Annotated in this window: 14 protein-coding genes; 9 read left to right on the top strand and 5 right to left on the bottom strand. The window is 62.7% G+C overall.

Annotated features, from left to right (window positions below; genetic code table 11):
- Positions 1-28: 28 nt before the first annotated feature.
- From COCCU_RS11975 to COCCU_RS11965, 3 genes are all read right to left on the bottom strand, one after another.
- The gene (locus COCCU_RS11975) at positions 29-448 is read right to left on the bottom strand and encodes a VOC family protein (protein WP_156231775.1); all 420 of its coding nucleotides are present in this window, start codon (positions 446-448) and stop codon (positions 29-31) included.
- A 94-nt stretch (positions 449-542) separates the two neighbouring features.
- A complete protein-coding gene (locus tag COCCU_RS11970) occupies positions 543-1,535 on the bottom strand; it encodes a hypothetical protein (protein ID WP_156231773.1) in 993 nt (330 codons plus the stop codon).
- A gap of 389 nt (positions 1,536-1,924) precedes the next feature.
- Entirely contained in the window at positions 1,925-4,021 is a 2,097-nt protein-coding gene (locus tag COCCU_RS11965; protein WP_156231771.1) for a PhoX family protein, read from the bottom strand.
- 261 nt (positions 4,022-4,282) lie between these two features.
- On the opposite strand from COCCU_RS11965, the gene COCCU_RS11960 reads away from it, so the two are divergent.
- From COCCU_RS11960 to COCCU_RS11930, 7 genes are all read left to right on the top strand, one after another.
- Positions 4,283-5,458 (top strand): NO-inducible flavohemoprotein, encoded by a 1,176-nt coding sequence (locus COCCU_RS11960; protein WP_156231769.1) that lies wholly within the window; start codon positions 4,283-4,285, stop codon positions 5,456-5,458.
- A gap of 429 nt (positions 5,459-5,887) precedes the next feature.
- On the top strand, positions 5,888-7,774 hold the full coding sequence (locus COCCU_RS11955; RefSeq protein ID WP_156231767.1) for a YncE family protein: 1,887 nt from the start codon (positions 5,888-5,890) through the stop codon (positions 7,772-7,774).
- 348 nt (positions 7,775-8,122) lie between these two features.
- The gene (locus COCCU_RS11950) at positions 8,123-9,109 is read left to right on the top strand and encodes an ABC transporter substrate-binding protein (protein WP_156231765.1); all 987 of its coding nucleotides are present in this window, start codon (positions 8,123-8,125) and stop codon (positions 9,107-9,109) included.
- A gap of 8 nt (positions 9,110-9,117) precedes the next feature.
- On the top strand, positions 9,118-11,271 hold the full coding sequence (locus COCCU_RS11945) for a hypothetical protein (protein WP_156231763.1): 2,154 nt from the start codon (positions 9,118-9,120) through the stop codon (positions 11,269-11,271).
- A gap of 19 nt (positions 11,272-11,290) precedes the next feature.
- Positions 11,291-12,442: a hypothetical protein gene (locus COCCU_RS11940; RefSeq protein ID WP_156231761.1), complete on the top strand. Its 1,152-nt coding sequence runs from the start codon at positions 11,291-11,293 to the stop codon at positions 12,440-12,442.
- A gap of 53 nt (positions 12,443-12,495) precedes the next feature.
- Entirely contained in the window at positions 12,496-13,569 is a 1,074-nt protein-coding gene (locus COCCU_RS11935) for a FecCD family ABC transporter permease (protein WP_197088355.1), read from the top strand.
- Entirely contained in the window at positions 13,566-14,627 is a 1,062-nt protein-coding gene (locus COCCU_RS11930) for a FecCD family ABC transporter permease (RefSeq protein WP_231598765.1), read from the top strand. The genes COCCU_RS11935 and COCCU_RS11930 overlap by 4 nt, the downstream gene beginning before the upstream one ends.
- Here the strand turns inward: COCCU_RS11930 and COCCU_RS11925 are convergent.
- On the bottom strand, positions 14,624-14,848 hold the full coding sequence (locus tag COCCU_RS11925) for a TA system antitoxin ParD family protein (protein WP_156231759.1): 225 nt from the start codon (positions 14,846-14,848) through the stop codon (positions 14,624-14,626). The genes COCCU_RS11930 and COCCU_RS11925 overlap by 4 nt on opposite strands.
- A 4-nt stretch (positions 14,849-14,852) precedes the next feature.
- Complete coding sequence (locus COCCU_RS11920) at positions 14,853-15,836, bottom strand: SPFH domain-containing protein (protein ID WP_156231757.1); 984 nt, start codon at positions 15,834-15,836, stop codon at positions 14,853-14,855.
- A 388-nt stretch (positions 15,837-16,224) separates the two neighbouring features.
- On the opposite strand from COCCU_RS11920, the gene lysS reads away from it, so the two are divergent.
- A complete protein-coding gene (lysS, locus tag COCCU_RS11915; RefSeq protein WP_156231755.1) occupies positions 16,225-17,808 on the top strand; it encodes a lysine--tRNA ligase in 1,584 nt (527 codons plus the stop codon).
- Between the two features lie 256 nt (positions 17,809-18,064).
- Entirely contained in the window at positions 18,065-19,021 is a 957-nt protein-coding gene (locus COCCU_RS11910; RefSeq protein ID WP_156232837.1) for a DUF559 domain-containing protein, read from the top strand.
- Positions 19,022-19,027 lie beyond the last annotated feature (6 nt).

Genomic DNA, 19,027 nt, shown 5'->3' with positions numbered 1-19,027 from the left:
ATGTGGTGAGGGTGGGGTCAAGGGTTTGTCAAGGAGTTGAGATCGCCCACATCACCCCGAAACGATCGAAAACCTGCCCGTACCAACCACCCCAGGGAGCCTCTTCGAAGGGCATGTTGGATTCTCCACCTCCCGCCAGGAAAGCGTCGATCACCCGCCTGCCCTCCTCCGCATTGTCCAGGGTGTAGAGCAGGGAATAGGCAGTGTCACGGACCGGATACTGATTGTCATCCCCCGGCATCTGATCGCCACCCGCAAGCTCCACGCCGGGGGAACGCAGGGTCACATGCGCCACAGCATCCGGATCCGGTTCAAAGGGCATGCCCTCCATCGGGTTATCCCGGTAGGTCATGAGATCCAGTTCCCCACCGAGGATCTCGTGCCAGTGCTCAAAAGCTGCGCGGGTGGTACCGGGGAGGGAAATATAGGTGGCCAGGAATTTACTCATGGAAAAGTCCTCCTGCTAATGGCCGGGGCGGGATATCGCCTCGACTCCTCTCCCCAGGATAGTTTCCCCGCCTGAAGAACTGAGCTGGAAAACATCAAGCTTTCATTATAGGAGGGGAGAAGTTGCGGGCAGGCAGCTCCGGGGCCCGGTCTATGCTCCACCGGGCAATCACCAGACCACTCAGGGAGAGAATCAACAAAGGCAGATGCAACACCCCCATCCACCAGGACTCCGGATTGAGCAGGAACCAGGTCAGCATATTGAAAAGCCCGAAACCCAGACCGGCGAAGGAGATCACCGAAAGGGTGCCGGAATGGATACCCGGATGAAAACACAACAACAGGGAGAGAAACACCGGAGTGAGGAAACAGTAGGTGATCCCGGAATCCCCGAGAACCAGCCGCTCACCCACACCCGGCGGCAGGATGATGTCCCCACTCAAGGAATAGGGGGCGATAAAAGCGAAGAGCCCCGGCAACAGCGTCCAACTCATTGCGGGACGGAAATCCCGCCGGCGGATAATACTCAGCCGGTGCCGGACATCCGGCAGCAGCGCGAAAGACACCAGCACCATGACCACCGTGTTACCCACGACCCACACAAACCCCCACTCCTCGGTCTGCCCCATATTCTGCAGAAAACCGGTCACCAGAATGAAGAAGATATAGGCGAATAACAAAACCCGGGCGACAGCACGTTTCTCCCTCACCCCACGGGAACGGCCCGAGAAAGCACTGAGGAAGGTCATCACCACCATCCCCGCCAGCAAGCCGGTTGCCAGGGGTCGAAGGATCTCCCACTGATGGATGAGCGGATCCTGCAAGGTGGTGCTGATGACCCGGGAAGTGTCCCGAGGATCATAACCGCCCTCCGTGAAGAGCGGAATGACAAAAGCCAGCAGGATCAGAACGCGGGTCGGCCACCATCGCCGACCGCGGGGTTTATGGAGTTTCGGGGCAGATGGTGGGGTCCGTGTGTTCCTCGGGCTCGCCGGTGGATGAGCAGGCCGGGAAGAGCTCCGGGAATCACCGCCAGGAGTGGCGTGCTCGCCCTCGACATGATCGGAATCCGCTGATGTATCCGCCATGACCTCAGTCTATGAAACCACATGCCACTAAGGCAGGGCAGAGAGCGAATGTATCCGGGGTGATATTCAACCTTGATCATTTAAGAGGGAGGCAGGGAGAATCACCCTAAGAATCACAAAGTTCCCGCCTCCCCGGGAAATCCCACCTGAAGGTGGTGGCGGGGGCCTTCGATAGTGTGCTGAACTGGGTGAATGACAGGAATCAGTGCCCGGCGGCGGGCTTTGCGGGGCGTCGACAAGCAGTGCCGGGTATTAAATCACAAGAAAGAGCGACGCCCCGCCCCCCTGGTGCCTTCCCCCCCCCGTGAACTGGGGGGAGTGGCACCGGGGGCCGGGGCGTTAATCAGGGAAACTGCGCCGAATTCGGGGCAGTTCAGGGCGTGCAGGTGTTAAACCTCGACACCGATCATCTCGGTAGCGGCCGGCCAGACCTGAACCACGGCCGGACGCGGGGCGGAATCGCCGCCCTCGGGCCAGTGGCTCAGCGGGTTTTCCACGCTGGAGTCGTCGCCCTCGCCGGGGTGCTGGACGTTGACCAGGACGCGGTTGTCCTGGACGATCGGGCCACAGGTCTCGGCGGACTGCGGCACGGTCAGGAAGCACTTGACCTCGCCGCGACGCTCACCGTCGACGGCGACGGCGTAGAGGCCGTCGTTGGAGTCCAGGGCGTTGCCGTCGGTGGAGACCCATAGGTTGCCGTGGGTGTCGAAGGCCAGGTTGTCCGGGCAGGAGATCGGGGAGACCTTGCTCTTGTCGAAGCCGCCGAAGTAGGAGTAGGCGGCCTCCGGATCACCACAGACCAGCAGGATGTTCCAGTTGAAGGTGGTGCCGGCGTGGTCATCCTCCATCTCCATGACCAGGCCGTTCTTGTTCTCGGCGATCGGCGCGTACTCCGCCGGGCCCTCCTTGGACTTCTCGGCGTTCTCACCGGTGGCACCACGGTAGGAGTTGTTGGTCAGCGCGATGTAGACCTTCTGGTTGACCGGGTTGACCTCGACGTCCTCGGGGCGGTCCATCTTGGTGGGCTCTAGGGTGTCGGCGGCGTTACGGGTGAACACTGCGACCTCCTCGGCGGTGAAGCCCTCGACGTGAGACTCGGCAGAGCCGTCCTCGTTGACGGTCATCAGGCGCAGCCACTCACCGGAGCCATCGAACTGGCCGTCCTCGGGCAGCTCGCCGGAACCGTCGAAGTCGTGGTCGGTGGAGTTGCCCTCGAACTTGGCGACGTAGAGGGTGCCGGCCTCCAGGATGGTCATGTTGTGGGCGGTGTCTCCCTCGATCATCTTGCGGGAGGAGACGAACTTGTAGAGGTAGTCAAAGCGCTCATCATCACCGGAGTAGCAGACGACGGTGCCGTCATCGGTGATGTGGACCTGGCCGGCCTCGTGCTTGAAACGCCCCATGGAGGTGTGCTTGACCGGGGTGGAATCGGGGTTCATCGGGTCAATCTCCACGATGTAGCCGAAACGGTTCGGCTCATTTGGGGTCTTGGAGACATCGAAGCGGTCATCGAAGCGCTCCCACTTGCGGTCGGTCTCCTCACCGGAGATGCCGATGCGGGCCAGGCGCTCCTTGGCCTGCTCATCATCCAGCAGGTCGGCGTTGCCGAAGTACTGGTCGAAGTTCTCCTCGCCGGAGAGGATGGTGCCCCAGGGGGTGACGCCACCGGCACAGTTGTTCAGGGTGCCCAGGACGTTCTCGCCGGTGGGGTCCTGCTCGGTCTTGACCAGGTCAGAGCCGGCAGCCGGGCCGACCAGCTTGAAGGGGGTGGTGCCGGTGATGCGGCGGTTCAGCGGACCGAATTCGCGCTTGAGCTCACCGGTGTCACCGACCTTGGAGACCTCCAGGACGGTGAGGCCATGGGCGGCCAGGCCGATGAGGAACTGCTCCTCGGTGGGGTTCTCGGCGTCGTAGCCCTTGAACATGTTCGGCTCGGTGCTATACTCGTGCGAGCAGACGTAGACCATGCGGTTCTCATCGTCGGGGTGCTCGACCAGGCCGGCGAAGTCATTGTTGAAGCCGAACTGCTGCTCAGCGGCCTCCGGGGTCTGGTTATCGATGTCGAATTCCGGGGCGCCCTCAATGACCGGGTCGCCCCAGGCGACCAGGACGGACTGCTCATAACCTTCGGGGATGACAACGGCATCCTCGGTGTTGGGCTCAACAACGGTGAACTGCATGCCCTTGTAGGTGGGGGCTTCGGTAGCTGCCTGTTCCACGGTGGCTGAGGAGGAACCGGAGGAAGCTTCGGTGGAGCTGGAATCGGTGGAGCAGGCGGCCAGCACGGAGCCGGTGCCGACGGTGAGGACGGTGAGGCTGCCGGCCTTCAGTGCGGAGCGACGGGACATCATGTCGCCGAAGTAGGGGTTGGAGGACTTATTTGCGCACTCCCCGAAGCAGGCGTTGCCGCACTTGTAGGTGCAGGTCATCTTGGTGCGGGAGGAGGCAAATTTATTGCTGAGAAGGTTGAGGCCCTTGATCGCCACGGAAAACTCCAAATATTTGCTGAGAGGAATAGTTGAGACGAAATAAGACCCTATGGACTAAGTGTGACCAATCGGAGAGCTCTAGGTGGATGGGGGGTGAATACTTCCTTAAGCCGACGAATGCAAGGAGTCCCCGCCCAAAGTGATTGATCCCATATTTCCCGCACTTAATATTTAAACCTGGAAAATCAGTGTTAATGTGTCGGGTGTCGCCTCTTCAAGGGGCTGCAGAGATTAATTCACACCCAGGAGGATCTGAATATGTTCATCACCGACCAGCCCACCGCCCGTGACCGCAAGCTCACTCCGGAGCATGAGGAGATCATCAAGGCCACCCTGCCAGCGGTCGGTGCGAACATCGGCGAGATCGCCCAGACCTTCTACCGCACCATGTTCGGCAACCATCCCGAGCTGCTGCGCAACACCTTCAACCGCGGTAACCAGAAGTCCGGCGAGCAGCAGAAGGCGCTGGCCGCCTCCGTGGCCACCTTCGCCTCCATGCTGGTCGACCCCAACGCCCCGGACCCGATCGACCTGCTGGCCCGCATCGGCCACAAGCATGTCTCCCTGGGCATCACTGAGGATCAGTACCAGGTCGTCTATGAGAATCTCTTCGCCGCCATCGTCGAGGTGCTCGGTGCTGACGTGGTCACCGAGGATGTCGCCGCAGCCTGGAGTCAGGTCTACTGGATCATGGCGGATGTCCTGATCACCTTCGAGAAGAAGCTCTACGCCTCCGACAATGTCAAACCGGGTGATGTCTTCCGTGAGGTCAAGGTCATCGAGAAGGAGGTTCTCTCAGGCAACGTCACCAGTTACACCCTGGAAGGCGACCTGACCAAGCCTCTGCCGGGCCAGTACACCTCCATCGGTGTGGTGCTTGAGGACGGTGCCCGTCAGCTGCGCCAGTACTCGATTATCGCCCAGCAGCCGGGCCAGTACACCATTGCCGTGGAGACTGAGGGTGAGGTGTCCACCCACCTGCGCGAGAAGGTTGAGGTCGGCGACACTATCCAGGCCACCCTGGCCGCCGGTGATCTGGTGCTCGAGGAGGGTGATGCTCCGCTGGTGCTGGTCTCCTCCGGTATCGGCTCCACCCCGATGGTCGGCATGCTCGCCTACATGGCACGCGTCGGCGCGCAGCGTGAGGCCATCTACCTGCATGCTGATGAGTCTGAGGGCAACCATGCCCAGCGTGGCCAGACCACCGCCCTGCTGGAGCGTCTGCCCAAGGTCAGGGCGGAGGCCACCTACCGTGAGTCCGGTGAGCGTCTCGACCTGAACAAGCATGACCTCAAGGGTGCGGATGTCTACCTCTGTGGTGGCAACAGCTTCCTGAAGTCCGTCCGTGAGGACCTGTCCAAGCTCCCGGCGGAGAAGGCGCCGAAGTCCGTGCGCTTCGAGCTCTTCTCTCCCAATGACTGGCTGCTCGGTTAATCTGCTGAAGGCTCCTCCCGCTCCGCCCTTCCCTCGCCAATGTGCGAGGGGAGGGCGGTTGTCGTTGTGAGGGGGGCGTGGTCAACCCTGAGTCTGAAACGCTTGATCCCGGGCATCTTCTGTTGGGCCAAGCCTGCGACAGGGGGTACCCGTCCAGGGTGTGTTGCAGATCATATTTCAAGGACATCCGGTCCGAAATTGCACAAAGAAAAAAGCTAAGGCTTACCTTTGTAGCGTTTCGGTCATCGGGATGTCCTTTTTGCTATAGGTGGAGCCTTTCCGGGGGGTGTCTCAGGATTTGAGGGCAGTTTTGGTTTGAATAAGGACAGCCTAAGCTTTGCCTCAATCGGCTGGCCTTCACTGCTCTCAGGAGGTTGATGCAGGTCAGCGACAAAGATCCGAGTTCACTTATTAGGAGCCTTAAAACTCATGAAGCAGCAGAATCTCAAGAACCACGCCGTGCAGCGTGCCCTGGTCGGTCTGATGGCCGTGGCAGTGAGCACCGCCGGTGTCACCGTGGCAGGTACCGGTACCGCCTTCGCCCAGACCCAGGAGTGCTCCACCTTCGAGGCCCGCAACCAGGGTAACGGCAACGGCACCATCACCCTGAAGGAACCAGAGCGCAACTACAAGGGCGGTGACATCATCACCCTCGTCGGCACCGGTTTCGACGTTCGCCCGAAGAATGGCTCCCTGGCCTTCAAGATCGATGATGGTGCCATCCAGTTCCCCAAGGATCAGACCGGTTCCGACGCGGACACCTCCAACGGTGTCGACGCTTCCGGTACCGCTTATGTCGATACCCCGGTCAAGGCTGACGGCACCTTCGAGATCAAGCTCAAGCTGCCCGAGATCGCTGCCAACGGTCAGCACAACATCCGTCTGCTGGCGGGTAACGACGGTGGCGCCGGCGCCTCCAAGACCGTCTACTTCCTGGTGCAGAACGGCACGGCAGACGGCTCCTGCGGCACCATCGCCGCTCCGGCCGCCCCCACCACCTCTTCACCGGTTGTCCCGGTTATCACCGAGCCCGCCCCCACCACCACCACTTCGCCGACCACGGGTACCCCTGAAGAGGAACCGTCTGGTGTCGACAACTCCCTCCGCAATGAGAACCTCTTCGACATCCAGCGGGTCAGCGTCCCCAACGGCATGTACCAGACCGCCATCAACCCGGAGACCGGCAAGCTCTTCGCCGCTGCCTCGGTTGGTCGCCCCCCGATCAAGCAGTCTTCCCTGGTGAAGATGGATGCTGAGACCCTTGAGATCGAGAAGGAGATCCTCCCGGGTGCCGTTGAAGAAGGCAACGAGGAAAAGGGTGTCTTCGGTGTCTACGGCATCGGCCTGGACAACGAGCTCGGTTATGTCTGGGTGACCAACACCCGCCAGAACACCGTCGCCGTGTACAAGCAGGATGACCTTTCCCTGGTCAAGCAGTTCGACGCCGGCATCATCGACCACACCCGCGACATCATCGTCGATCCGCAGACCAACCTGGTCTACGTTTCCTCCGCGGCTCGTGGTAACGCTGATTCCGCTGTCATTGCGGTCTTCGACGGCAACACCCTGGAGCGCAAGGAAGACATTGTGGTCAGCGATGACAAGCACAACGTCGGCGTGACCATGTCCCTGGACTTCAACGCTGCGACCGGTGAACTCTTCACCTCCAGCTTCGCCAACCCGCTGGCCGCCAAGATTGACGTCCGCGACGGCAACAAGGTCACCATCTACGAGCTCGGGGACAATGCCGTCACCGCCTCCGGTGTCGCCTTCGACCCGAAGAACCGCAACCTGTGGGTGGCCAACCAGGGCACCAACAACGTCGTGGCAGTCAACGTCGACTCCGGTGAGCTTGTCGCTGACCTGCCGACCGGTGATGGCGCGCTGAACGCCGAGTACGACCCGACCTACGGCTACATCTACGTCTCCAACCGCGGCGGCGGCACCACCACCGTCATCGACGCCAACACCTTCGAGGAAGTTGCGAACCTGCCGGCCGGCACGAACGCCAACCACGTCGCTGTGGGCCCGAGCGGCTCCGTCTACATGGTCAACAAGGCCGGTAACCAGGGCGAGAACGACACCAAGTTCGACGACCTGTACCGCTACACCCCGAAGGCTGCACCGGTCGAGCCGATTGCACCGGGCAACGAGCTCTCCTCCGAGGGCACCGAATTCGGTGGCGCACTCGGCGGACTGCTGGCAGCCCTGGGCATCGTCGGTGCCGCAGCCGGTATCTTCGGCGCCCTGATCAACACCGGTCTGATCAGCGCCAATGTGCTGCCCTCCTGGCTGCGCGGCGCCCTGAACATCTAGTTCCGGGACACCTGATTCCAGGACAACCTGGGCCAGCACAAAGCCCTGGCACCTGCCACGGCTGGAGCTGAAATTCCCTGACCACACCCCGGCACGGGGCATCCGATAAGCGGATGTCCGGTGTCGGGGTTGTGGGCCGGAGTGGGCTCTTTATCTAAAAGTATTCCCAAAGTCTTTCTTATTGCCTTTAGCGGGGGAAACAGGGGAGAACGCCCCTGCCCGCATCCCCAGGGGAGAGGCGAACCCCCAGATCACGCCCCACCCTCCGGGACACCATGCCCGGTCAGATTTCCCCCAGAAAATTTCATCCCCGTCCATATCCGAACTCCCCCCCGAGAGGATCCGCTCATGAACCCCCGGTCCATTCTTCGTCTGGTGGCGCTACTGCTGGTGGCCACCCTCGGCCTTGCCGGCTGCTCCACCGCCCCCGGGCAGGCCGAAGGCCCCACCCGCACCATCACCGACATTGAAGGCACCGAGGTTGAGGTGCCGGTGGAGCCGGAACGGGTCATCACCCTCTCCGAACCCACCCTTGATGCCGTCCTGGCACTGGGCCTGGTGCCGGCAGGCACCGTCTCGGGCCGCGGGCAGAGCAGCGTCCCCAACTACCTGGCGGAACAGGCCGGGGACATCCCGATCCTGGGTACCGTGGCGCAGCCCAACTTCGAGGCCATCGGTGAGATCTCCCCGGACCTCATCCTGGTTGACGGCACCAGCATCAACAACAACCCGCCGGTGATCGAGGCGCTGCGCCAGATCGCCCCGACCGTCTACACCGGTTACGCCGGTGGGGACTGGAAGGCCAACCTGGGTTTCGTCGCCGAGGCGGTGAACAAGGTTGCGGAGGGTGAGCAGATCCTCGCTGACTATGAGGCCAAGACCAATGACGCCCGCGAGAAGCTCAACAGCTACGCAGATCAGACCTTCTCGGTGGTGCGCTGGCAGGGTAACACCGCCGCGATGATCCTCAAGGAACTTCCGGCAGGTCGGGCCCTGAGCGATGTCGGACTGCAGCGTCCCGAGAACCAGAACCGGGAGGGCCGAGGCCACTCCGAACCGGTCTCCGCGGAGAATCTGCAGGAGATTGACGCGGACTTCCTCTTCTTCGGCACCCTCGGTGGATCCAGTGTAAGTAACCCGGATGCCGGAGGCACCGTGGATGAGTCCGCCGCCCGGGAATCCATCGCCCAGGCGCGCAGTGTTCCCGGCTTCACCAGCCTGAACGCCTACCAGCAGAACCACATCATTCCGGTTGACGGCTCCGCCTGGACCTCCACCGGTGGTCCGCTGCTGATGAACAAAATCGTCGATGACATTCTCGCGGCACTGACCTAGGAAATGCAATGAACTTCATTTTCACCCTTCCCCGAGTCCTTCCCTCCGGTATCGCCCTGGTTGCAGCTCTGGCCTTCACCTGCACCGCAGCACCGGCACCGGCCTTCGCCCAACAGACGGTCTCCGCCGCTGATGTCCAGGAGATCAGCACCGAGGGTGCCACCCTGAAGATCCAGCAGGACGTGGACAGCAGGGGCACACTGCGGATCAGCGGTTCCGGATGGACCGCCGAAAGCGGTGGCTCCACGGTTCGGATCAAACTCAACTACGAGGCCAATGGGCTTCCCCAGCAGTACACCCGGACCGGGGGTGAAATCAACACACACCCCACCTCCGGCGCGCCGGACGCCACCCTCTGGGAGGTGTTCCAGGCTGACCAGGATGGCGACTTCGAGATCACCACTGATCTGCCGGAGCTGACTGCCGGCCAGAAGTTGATCGTTGACCTCAGCAGCGGACTGGTGGCCGGGGATGTTCAGCGCACCATCATCTCCAAGCCCCTGACCGTCGGTGGTGTCGCCTACCGGGAAGCCGCCGGGGAGGATGTGGAATGTGTCGCCTCCACCCCGCGTCCCGCCGCCACGGTCGCTGCCGAACCGGATTCCTCCGGCAGACTGCGGATCACCGGCACCGGCTGGTGCAACTCGCTCAGCGGTGGGGCCCTGATCGGAATCAAGATCGATGAGGGCTCGCTGAGCCGCGCAGATGACACGGTGCATGCGAACCGGACCATCTTCGCCATTGTCCAGGCTGATGATGCCACCGGTGACTGGACCTATGACCTGCAGCTGCCGGATGGCACCACCGGTCCCAGCGGTTCGGTGCCGGCCTTCACCAGTGGTGAGCACACCATCCGTCTGCTCAGTGGCTCCCTCCAGGAAAATGACCCGGTGGCCACCCTCCCGGGCCGTGGTGAGTCCTTCAAGTTCGTGGTCGGTGACTATGAGCCCAATGGCTTCCCGGATCCGCTGCAGTACTCGGAGGACCTGAAGAACGCCAACAAGAACGGCATCAAGATCAGGGAGAAGAGTGGGGGACTGGAGGTCACGGTTCCCGGTACCAAGGAAGGTGACTGGGTTTACCTCAACGCCTACAACCCGGCCGGCACCCCGGTCCTGCCCTGGCAGGGAACCTGGTTCCAGGTGAACGGGGAAGGAAAATTCAACGCCTCCTTGAAGGGCATCAACCTGGCTGCGGCCGAGTACAAGATGGTGGTGCAGTCCGGCAACCAGGACAGCCGCAATGAGCTGCTCGGCTGGGCCTGGTATGAGGTGGAGGGTTCCGGCACCGATGACGGAACCACCGATGACGGCACCTCCGAGACCGTCACCAGCGAGCTGATGGGCATTGTCTCTGAGCTGGAATCCGCTGTGGTGGCGATGGAGCAGTTGGACACCGACATCAGCAACTACCGAACCGGCCGGAACCCCCAGTCCGCCAGCGAGGACGGCACCGAGGATGACAGTCTCATCGTTGCGGACTTCCCGCTTGAAGAGACCCTCCTCACCACCGCCATGGACTCCACCTCTGGTGGGGCAGGCTTTTCTGTGGCCGCGCCCGGTGTGGCCAGTTTCCCGGTGGCCACCGGCGGTGGCAGCGTCACCCCCAACGCCCCGGTCGTCGCTGTGACCACCAGTGACGCTGAGGATTCTGTGGTTGCCGGGGTGGAATCCAAGCCGGCCCCGGACTTCGATCCAGCGGCCCCGGTGCCCGATATCGCTGGCCTCAACCAGGACAATGCCGGTGAGGTCACGGGATCCCTGGAGGGGGAGCTGCTGAGCATGGAGCTGTCAGGTGTCGCCGCCGGGGACTGGGTCTACCTCCACGTCTACGCCCCGAATGTGGTTCCGGTGGGTTGGGTGCAGGTGGATGAGAACAACACTGTCCGACTGGACACCAGCACCATCCCCAATGGCGTGCACAAGGTCGCGGTTCTGGGGGAAGACGGTGAGATTCTCGGCTGGGTGGAGATCACCCTGGGCGCGGACCAGCTTGAACTAGCTGATGTCCCGGTCCTCACCGAGGCCTCGAACCGGCAGAACGTGGTCACCACCGCCAGTGCGGTCGGAGCCACGGACTGGTGGATGATCCTGGTTGGTGCTCTGATCCCCGTGTTCTACGCCCTCTCCCTCTGGGCCGCCCACCGTAGTCCCCGCAGTTAAGATCTAAAGGACAAGAAACATGAGTCTCAAGGCATCCCCCCGATCGCGGCGTCGTCACGCTCTGGCTGTTCTGGCAGCCGGAGCTGTTGCGGCCATCAGCCTGCTTCAGGTCCCGCCGGTCACCGCCCTCCCACCGAGTGGCGCCAACACCGCCGACACCCCGGGTACCTCCTCCTCGGTGTCCCCGAAGACCCTTGCCCCCTGCGAGACCCTTACCTTCCAGGTGACGGGTTTCCCCGCCGGTGAAGTGGTCTACGTCAAGATCGATGATGGTCAGGGCTATGGCGACCAGTCGATCCAGGGTGCCGGCGTGGTGGCCACCCAGCGCGTCGACTCCTCGGGCCGGGCCTCCGGTTCGGTGCAGATCCCCTGCGACATGGACGAAGGATCCCACTGGTTGCGTTACCTGGCCAGTGAGCCCATGGACGATGCCGCCGGTGGTGGTGTGCTCGGTTACTCCAACAAGGGTAACTCCACCTTCAGCGTGAAGAAGAAGCAGCAGCAGGAAACCACCCAGGCTGCGGCCCCGGTGCGAAACAACACCACCCAGGCTGCGGCGACCCCCGCAGCTGCCGCCACCAGTGCGGCCCGCGCCAACAGCGCCGGGAGCAACACCCGTGGTGGCACGGCCGCCACCACCGTGGCACGGGCCGCCACCGGAAACACCGGTGGGCAGGCAGTCAACCAGGCCGTGGCCGCTCCGGCGAATGCCGCTGCAGCTGGTGCCGCCAACGCCGCCAATGCCGCCAACGCCGGTAACACCGCAGTCACCGCGAATGCCGCCAATACCGGCACGGATAACACCAGCGACACCGCGGCCGATGCCGCGATCGGCCCCGACGGTCAGGCCGTCAGCGCTGATGAGGGAATTTTCGGGGGAGTTCTCGATGATGCCCAAACCGGAACCGGCGCCGACGCTGGCACCACGGTGAACGGGGAAACCCTCACCACCGCCTCCCAGAGCCAGTCCAATTCGATTCCCTGGATCGGCCTCTTCATCGGCGGGGCAATCCTGCTGGTGGGCATGACGGCCATCAACACCTGGCTCTTCGTGCAGCGTCGTCCGGCCTATGCCACCCAGGCAGCTCAGGGAAACACCCGGAACAGCAACCACACCGCAGATGACTGGCAGGACACCGCTGTCCACCCCACCCTGGACGACCAGAGGTAGCAGCCCCCAGGGCTGAGCAGGATCATGATGACACCGGAGATGAACACCCCACGATGAGCACCGCACTAACCCCACCGAGACCGCAACCGAATCCGGAAGCAGCCCCGGAACCCACCTTCAGCCGGGCCCGAGGCCAGCTGAAGGGCGCCCTCAAGTTGATCACCGCCCTCCTGGTGCTGATGGCTCTGATCGCAGCCTCCCTGTTGGTCGGCTCCAACCCGATCCCCGTCGGGGAAGTGGTTCAGCTCCTGCAGCATCCCGATGAGAGCTTCAACTCGGTGGTGGTGCATGAGCAGCGGGTGCCGCGCACCATCCTGCTGATCCTGGTCGGGGCCGCGCTGGGTGTGGCCGGCAGCCTGATCCAGTCGCTGACCCGTAACCCCCTGGCGGATCCCGGCATCCTGGGAATCAACGCCGGCGCCTCGCTGGCGGTGGTGCTGGCGGTGGCCGTCTTCGGCCTGAGCTCGGTGTGGTTCTACCTCTGGTTCGCCTTCGGTGGTGCGGCGATCGCCGCTGTGGGGGTTTATGTCCTCGGCGGCACCGGCCGGGCAGCTGCTTCCCCGGAGCGACTGGCACTGGCGGGTGTGGCGATCAGCATGGCGATGGGTGCCCTGGTTCAGACGGTCATCCTCTCCAACCAGGATGCCTTCAATGAGTTCCGTTTCTGGGCGGCCGGTTCCGCCGAGGCCCGGGGCTATGACATCATCACGGCCGTGGCCCCCTTCATCGTGGCCGGGCTGGCGCTGGCGGTGCTGGTCACCCCGGCGCTGAATGCCATGGCACTGGGCCTGGATACGGCTCGTAGCCTCGGGGTTCGGGTGAATCTGACCCGTGCAGTGGTGGTGGTTGCGGTGACCCTGCTGGCGGGTGCCGCCACCGCAGGCATCGGCCCGGTGATGTTCATCGGGTTAGCGGTGCCCTACCTGGCACGGGCCATCTGCGGTCCGGATCAGCGGCTGGCCTTGCCCTGGTGCATCATGGCCGCCCCTGCGGTGATGCTCCTGGCTGATGTGCTGGCCCGGGTGGTGCTCGCCCCCTCGGAGGTCGCGGTGGGAATCATGAGCGCGATTCTCGGCGGCCCCTTCTTCATCGTCATTGTCCGTCGCCGTCGACTGGAGGCACTGTGATCCACCAAACCAGAACCCCCGCCTCCCCGGATCACCGCCTCTACACCCTGGCCGGCATGGTGCTGCGCCTGCCGAAGCGGACGGTGCAGGTGTGTCTGCTGATGGTGCTGTTGATCCTGTCAGCCGCGGGCATCGCCCTGTTGCTGGGGGACTACCGCTTGAGTATCGGTGAGGCCGTGGCCGCGCTCTTTGGGATGGGTAATGATCCCCTGGCCAGCTATTTCGTGCAACAGCAGCGTGCTCCGCGCATTGTGGCGGCAGTTCTGGTGGGCGCCGCCCTGGGTGCTTCGGGTGCACTTTTCCAGTCTCTTTCCGCCAATCCGCTGGGCAGCCCTGATGTCATCGGTTTCACCGTGGGTGCGGCCACCGGCGCGCTGCTGCAGATCATCATTTTCGGTGGTGGCCCCCTGGCCATTGCCGTCGGTGCCCTGGCCGGTGGTTTTCTCACCGCATGCATCGTCTACGCCCTCGCCTGGCGGGGTGGGCTCAACGGTATCCGCCTGGTGCTGGTGGGCATCGGTGTCGCTTCGGTGCTGCAGGGGCTGAACTCCCTGCTGGTGGTGCGTGCTTCCCTGGAGGCCGCGCAGACTGCGACGCAGTGGCAGGCGGGTTCCTTCAATGCGATGACCTGGAGCACCGCTGGGGTGGCGTTGATCTGTGTGGCGGTGCTGCTGCCGATCGCGTTGACGCTTTCCCGCCCCCTGAATGTGATGCTCAGCGGCGATGATCTGGCCACCGCGCTGGGGGTGAAGGTGGAGCGGCGTCGCAGCCAGATCGTGATGGTGGGTGTGGCCCTGGTGTCCCTGGCGGTGGCGGTGGCCGGCCCGATCGCCTTCGTCGCGCTGGCCGCCCCGCAGCTGGCGCGCCGTCTGACTCGTCATGGTGGGGTCGGTGTCGGTGCGGCTGCCCTGATGGGTGGTCTGCTGGTGTTGGTCTCCGACATCCTGGCGCAGCGTCTCTTCGCCCCGACCCAGTTGCCGGTCGGCGTGATCACCGGCAGCCTGGGCGGGATCTACCTGATATGGCTGCTGGCCCGGGAATGGCGCAAGGGTTTCTAACCCCCTGGCTGCTTATCGACGTCCTCGGCCACCACCGCCGGTGGTCTACCCCGGCGGGGGATCTCCCCGGCATCCCGGGGTAGGCGACCGGCCCGACGCAGACCATCCCGCAGCATCACCTCAATCTGGGCGTTGATGCTGCGGCTTTCGTCATTTGCCCACCGTGCGATCGCCTCATGGACCTTCGGGTCGATGCGCAGGGGCACATTTTTGCGTGCCATGGTCTTAGGTGTAGAGACTGCCTGTGTTGATCATGGGCTGGGCATTGGTGTCGGAGCAGAGCACCACCAGCAGGTTCGAGACCATGGCGGCACGACGCTCCGGGTCCAGGTCCACGATCTGACGGGCCTCGAGCTGTGCCAGGGCCGATTCAACCATGGTGACGGCACCTTCGACGATGGTTTCGCGGGCATCCACGATCGCACCGGCCTGCTGGCGCTGCAGCATGGCCTGGGCGATCTCCGGGGCGTAGGAGAGGGAACCGATGCGGGCCTCGATGATCTCCAGGCCGGCGAGGTTCACCCGGGCCGCAACCTCATCCGCCAGTTCCCGGGAGACCAGGTCGGTGGACCCGGAGAGTGAGGGGTGGTGGGAGGTGCCGCCGTCATAGGGGTGGGTGGTGGCCACATGGCGCAGGGCGGATTCAGCCTGGGTGCTGATGAACTCCTCGACCTCCTCCACCGCGAAGGTGGCCTTGGCGGTGTCGGCGATCTGCCAGACGATGATCGCCCCGATGTTCACCGGGTTGCCGTTGGAGTCATTGACCTTGATGGTCTCGGTCTCGAAGTTACGCACCCTCACACTGACCTTCTTGGCGGTGGTCAGCGGCGGTACCAGGGAGAGCCCGGTGCGGCGGTTGGTGCCCAGGTAGCGGCCGAAGAACTGGATCACCTGGGTGTGTCCGGGGGAGATCACCTTGACCATGGTGGTCAGCAGGATGAGGATGATGCTGAGGAGTGCGATCACGGCACCCACGCCGGTGGCGGCCCTCTCGAAGCCGATCAGCAGGATCCCGCCGGCGATACCGATTATGCAGAGCAGCATCACCAAGATGGCCAGGCCAGCCATGCCGGCTCCGGTGGTCCAGACGGGTTGCTCAACAACCTCGACCTTGACTCCCTCATGGCCGACGGGGCGGTCAGCGACCTCGGGGACAACAGCTTCAGGATTCTCAGGGGGCGGGGACTGTGGGGGTTGTGCGGAGCTCATCTTGGTCGAGACCAGCCTTTCCGGTTATCCAGGGGGATGGCTGCCGGAGGTGCGCTCCGAAACCTTCCTTTTAATGTGATATCAGATTATCAGGGTCTGGGAAGTAATGTGATATCAGATTAATAACTTCTTCCCGGAGTGGTTGGTCAGGTGGCAAAAAAGTGCGATTTGACCCATTGGGATCGTTTGCACGATGTCGGAAAGGTCCCAAACCGCACTTTTTTGCCAGCCCTGCCCACGGATCGGTAATTCAGGCACATCAAACCGCGCCACCCCGCTCCACACCCTGCGGCTAGCACTCCACCCTGAATTCCCAGCTCGGTAGGCGTTCGAGCTCACAGCTTCTGCACTTCGGAAGAAGCGCTGCTATCGACTACTCTTGAGACTCGTGACGAACGCCAAGGAAACCCAAGCCCAGACCAATGATCTTCCCGAGCAGCTGCGTATCCGCCGTGAGAAGCGTGAGCGACTGATCGAGGCCGGCACGGAGGCCTACCCGGTCACCGTGGACCGCACCATCTCGATCGCTGAACTGCGGGAGAAGTTCCAGGTCCTGGCCGAGGGCGAAGAGGCCGGCAACACCGAGGGGGTCACCTACCTCACCGCCGGTGCAGAAACCGATGTGGAGCACGCCATCGCCGGTCGTCTGATGTTCATGCGCAACACCGGCAAGCTCTGCTTCGCCACCCTCCAGGATGGTGACGGCACCCAGGTGCAGGCCATGCTTTCCCTGGCCGAGGTGGGGGAGGAGTCCCTGGCTGCCTGGAAGTCGGATGTGGATCTGGGTGACTTCATCTCCGTCCGCGGCCGCGTGATCGCCTCCCGCCGTGGTGAGCTCTCCATCATGGCCACCAGGTGGCAGATGGCTGCCAAGGCACTGCGCCCCCTGCCGGTGGCCTTCGCCGAGATGAACGAGGACACCCGGGTCCGCCACCGCTACACCGACCTCATCATGCGTGAGGAGGCCCGCAAGAACGCCCTGACCCGCATCAAGGTGATGCGCGCCCTGCGCAACTACCTGGAGGGTGAGGACTTCCTGGAGATCGAGACCCCGATGCTCCAGACCCTGCACGGTGGTGCGGCGGCACGTCCCTTCGAGACCCGCTCCAACGCCCTGGACATTGACCTCTACCTGCGTATCGCCCCGGAGCTCTTCCTCAAGCGCGCCGTGGTCGGCGGCATCGACCGCGTCTTCGAGGTCAACCGCAACTTCCGTAATGAGGGTGTGGATTCCACTCACAGCCCTGAGTTCGCGATGCTCGAGACCTACCAGGCCTGGGGTGACTACCGGGATGGCGCGAAGCTGATCCAGGGTCTGGTCCAGTCCGTGGCCCAGGAAGTCTTCGGCTCCACCACCGTCACCTGGGCGGACGGCACCGAGTTCGACCTCGGTGGGGAATGGCCGGTCATCGAGATGTACCCCTCCCTCAATGAAGCGCTGCAGCAGAAGTTCCCCGGCCAGCCGGAGGTCACCATCGACTCCACCGTTGAGGAGCTCAAGGAGATCGCCCAGGTCATCGGCCTGGAGGTCCCCGAGAAGGGTGGCTGGGGCCACGGCAAGCTGGTGGAGGAGATCTGGGAGCTGCTCTGTGAGGAGCTGCTCGAAGGACCCATCTTTGTCAAGGACTTCCCGGTGGAGACCTCCCCGCTAACCCGTGACCACCGTTCCAAGCCGGGCGTCACCGAGAAGTGGGACCTTTACGTCCGTGGCTTCGAGCTGGCCACCGGTTACTCCGAGCTGGTTGACCCGGTCATCCAGCGGGAGCGTTTCGCTGATCAGGCCCGCCTGGCCGCCGGCGGCGATGATGAGGCCATGGTCCTGGATGAGGAATTCCTGGCCGCCATGGAGCAGGGTATGCCGCCGACCTCCGGCAATGGCATGGGCATTGACCGCCTGCTGATGGCACTGACCGGCCTGGGCATCCGTGAGACCGTCCTGTTCCCCATGGTGAAGCCGGAGCAGAAGCACTAGGTTGGGGCCTGGCCTCCTGCTCCCTTAACCCATTTAACCCGCTTAATCCAGAGATCCTGCTTGCAGAAAGCAGTACTGATCTCTGGGTTAATTTTTATGCTTTCTGACGTCAGGAATTCCGAGTTAGTCACTTTCGCGGCAATCCGCAACCCCAGTAGTTCCGGAGCTGTGGGTAGAACAGCGTCATCCACAGGTTCTAAAGCAGCCCGCCCAGAACTCCTTGTGCCTTCAGGATTGCTCCCTCATTGTCATGTTCATGAAGAACTGGGGAGAGAAATTCGGGCTGATTAATCTGACCCGGCTCAGGCAAACTGACCGTGAGATCTTTAAACAACTGAATGAAGGGATTTTGCTGAGGTTGACCGCGGAGGTGGCGATAGACGCTGCGAAGTATGAACAGCTTCCACCGTGGGAACGCGCCACTGCACGAGCTTTCGCCGTTGGCCTCACGGTGGACAAGGCGGTGATCGGAGGGCAAGCCGCAGCCCGGTTGTGGGGTCTGCACACCCTTAGCATCGAAAATTCTGTGACCTGTTATCTACCGGACATGGGAACACCGTGTTCACCGAAGTTGTGGCCCAAGGGCGTCATCTACCGCTATGGGCGTATGGACTCACAGGATATTCGTGAATATCACGGTATCCGGGTTGCCTCATTCACCAGGTTTCTCCTGGACATCGCCTACTATGATGGCCTGCATGCGACGGTGGTCGTACTTGATTCCGCCAGGCGTCGGTGGCCGAAGCTAACCAAGGATTCTCTATACGACAAACTTCATGAATATCCCCGTTACCGAGGTCTCACGGTCCTCAGACAAGCCATCGAACTGTCAGTGCCCAATTCCGACAGTGCCCAGGAAACCCGCGCCAGGCTCATTCTCCATGAGGCAAACCTGCCGGAAGTCACATCCATCCGGCCCCAGGTGCGTTTCAATCGTGGGAAATATGGTCGCTATTACGTGGTGGATTTCCTGATCAATGACCGGATCATCGTGGAGATCGATGGGCGCTCAAAGTACAAGACCGACAGCTCGGACCAGCTGGAGACTGCCCTCTTAGCAGAGCGTGACCGGGAGAAGTTCTTCACCAATCATGGCTACACGGTGTTACGCATTGAACCGAACCAATTGAATGGGGAAGATTGTGAATTCCTCCAGATCCTCCGGAATACCCTGCTTGAGACTCCTTCAGCTCGACTTCCACGGTCAGGGTAGCTACAT

The sequence above is a fragment of the Corynebacterium occultum genome (assembly GCF_009734425.1).
Taxonomy (GTDB): Bacteria; Actinomycetota; Actinomycetes; order Mycobacteriales; family Mycobacteriaceae; genus Corynebacterium; species Corynebacterium occultum.
This window is presented reverse-complemented; position numbering and strand designations above follow the sequence as displayed.